This is a genomic window from Rhodopseudomonas sp. BR0C11, from assembly GCF_010820945.1.
In the GTDB taxonomy this organism is placed as follows: domain Bacteria; phylum Pseudomonadota; class Alphaproteobacteria; order Rhizobiales; family Xanthobacteraceae; genus Rhodopseudomonas; species Rhodopseudomonas palustris_H.
Window position 1 is genome coordinate 1 of the sequence record NZ_QTKI01000577.1, and the last position, 2232, is coordinate 2232.

General features: G+C 64.5%; 2 protein-coding genes and 2 pseudogenes. 3 read left to right on the forward strand and 1 reads right to left on the reverse strand.

Features of this window, described 5'->3' with window-relative positions:
• Nucleotides 1–458: pseudogene (locus tag DYI24_RS25335) on the reverse strand (hypothetical protein); the annotation flags it as partial.
• A gap of 542 nt (nt 459–1000) precedes the next feature.
• On the opposite strand from DYI24_RS25335, the gene DYI24_RS25340 reads away from it, so the two are divergent.
• The 3 genes and pseudogenes from DYI24_RS25340 to DYI24_RS25350 form a co-directional block, all read left to right on the forward strand.
• Nucleotides 1001–1408: a hypothetical protein gene (locus DYI24_RS25340; protein WP_164574276.1), complete on the forward strand. Its 408-nt coding sequence runs from the start codon at nt 1001–1003 to the stop codon at nt 1406–1408.
• A gap of 96 nt (nt 1409–1504) precedes the next feature.
• Entirely contained in the window at nt 1505–1900 is a 396-nt protein-coding gene (locus DYI24_RS25345; RefSeq protein ID WP_107354672.1) for a FixH family protein, read from the forward strand.
• 87 nt (nt 1901–1987) lie between these two features.
• Nucleotides 1988–2232: pseudogene (locus tag DYI24_RS25350) on the forward strand (efflux RND transporter periplasmic adaptor subunit); the annotation flags it as partial.

The window sequence follows — 2232 nt, forward strand, 5'->3', positions numbered from 1 at the left end:
GTGTTGGCGAGCAAGCCATATTCGGCGTTGTTGATCAGTTCGCCCTCCTGCCGTTCCTTCACCTTCTCGATCAGCAGCCGGAGCTGCTCCTGGATCTGATCGAACGGATGGCTGTAGAGGTCGGACACGCGGGTCTGGACGTCGAGCACAGTCGTCACCGCGTTGAGGAAGTACTCGCGCGGATGCTCCTCGTAGTCGACGAAGGTCTCCGGCAGATCCGGATCGCGGTCGCGCCGCGGGCTGCACTCGACATCAAACGAAGCCGATGCGGTCGCGCCGCGCGTTTCCTTGACGCGGTTGAGACGGAAGATACCAGCCTCGACCGGCGTCCATTGCAACAGCGGCACCAGCCAGCGCGGGGAAATGCCACCCCATTGCGCGCGGGTCTTGGTCGCGTTGGCGAGTTGGCGCGCAGCGCCTTCAGCGAGCGTCCTGCGGACTTCGGTATCTTCAGTCATGAATCACTACCCTCGGCGCCGCGGCACCCAAGTGCCGGCGCGTCGCTCAAATGGACCACCTTCGCGGAATAGGAGAAGATTTGAGTTGTGTCCATGTCAGCGATCTGTCGTCAAACACACAACTAATAGAATAGATTTCTACTAACAGATGCACTCCACTCATTGCTATCGATTCAGCCCAGGCGATTAGCAGTGCATTTTCTCGAAGGCAGCCGTCGAAGAATGAGTTCCTTCGCGCCACGAGAATAATTCTTTAGATGGATGTGGAATTGTGTCCCGGCGGCCACTGCAGGGCCGGCAGCAGGCGACGGACAGGTGTCACGGCACCAGGGAGGCTCGATACCGCTCCCGGCGCGCGCCCAGCCCCGTGGCGGATGCCGAAACGGTACCCTTGCGCCTCGATACCCTGCAGGGGTATGATCATCAAAATCGAGACCGGTGCACCTTCCATAAGCGTCGGTCTTGAAATTGACGCGTGACAAGTCTTACCTCTGGCGTCGTGCTATCGGAGGACAGATAGCCCTTGGCGAGTTGAAAGCGGGATGCGACTGTTCCGGACGATCTTGGCGCTGCTGATGGCGTTGTCGCTGGCGGCTTTGCCGGTCGGCTCGGCGTCGGCCGTCATGCTGCCTACCGGACCGGCGGAAGCCGCGCAGCACGTCCAGCACCACGAGCATCACGTCAGCGCCCACGCTGACCACGTCACCGCCGCCGTCGAATCTTGCCACGGCGCCACCGCCGATGCGGCGCCAGTAACGCCCTCCCTGCCGAAACATCCGGCCAAGTGCCCGCTCGGGTTCTGCTGCGTCGGCGCCTCGGTCGGCTTCTCGCCGGTTGCTACGGTGCCGGTGAAGTTCATCGTCCAGCGCGCCAGCACGGTGTTTCCGCCGGCCGACCTGTTCGTGCCGGACCACGCCGGCAGCCCGCCGTTCCGGCCTCCTCGCGTCTGATCTCTCGCTGACCGCCGCGCGAGCGTTTCGCCCGCGCCGATAAATGCTGCGTGCCGTTCGGCCGCAGCACGAGATCAGACACGTTTGGAGATCATGATGACTGCGAAATTCAGCACCGCAGCGGCCTGCGCCGCCGCGCTCACCCTGTTTGCGACCGCCGCAATGGCCGGCGCGGGCGACTACGCCTTCGAGCCCAAGACGCCCGAGATGAAGAAGGGCGACGACGTCACCGTCGCGATCCGCCTCACCCACAAGACCACCGGCAAGCCGGTGGAAGGCGCGGTGATCTTCAAGACCCGGGTCGACATGGCGCCGGACAACATGGCCGACATGGTGTCTCCGGTGACGGCCCTGCCGTCGCCGGAACCCGGCGTGTACGCCTTCAAGACCGACCTGCCGATGGCCGGCCGCTACCAGATCACGCTGTCGGCGAAGGTCCAGGGCGAGCCTGAGACCGTCACCGGCAAGGTGATCGTCAAGGCGTTCAAATAGGCCAGCGCGGCGCCGCAGCCGCGGCGCCGCCGTCCTTCCTATCTCCCGAATTCGGATGCGCCCTCGCGGCGCGCGACGGTGCACGTCATGACCAAGCTGCGCTCACCCTCCCTGCTGTTTCTGATCGGACTCTGTCTCGCGTCGCCTGCCGCGGCTGACGAACGATCGCCGCTGTACTACCGCGATCCATCCGGCGCGCCGCGCTGGTCGGCGGTGCCGAAGGCCGATGCGCAAGGCCGCGCTTATCTGCCGGTGTATGAGGCCGACGAGCCCTCTGCACAGCCGACGCCGAAGCCCGCGCCCGATCCCACCCGCAAGATCCTGTACTACCG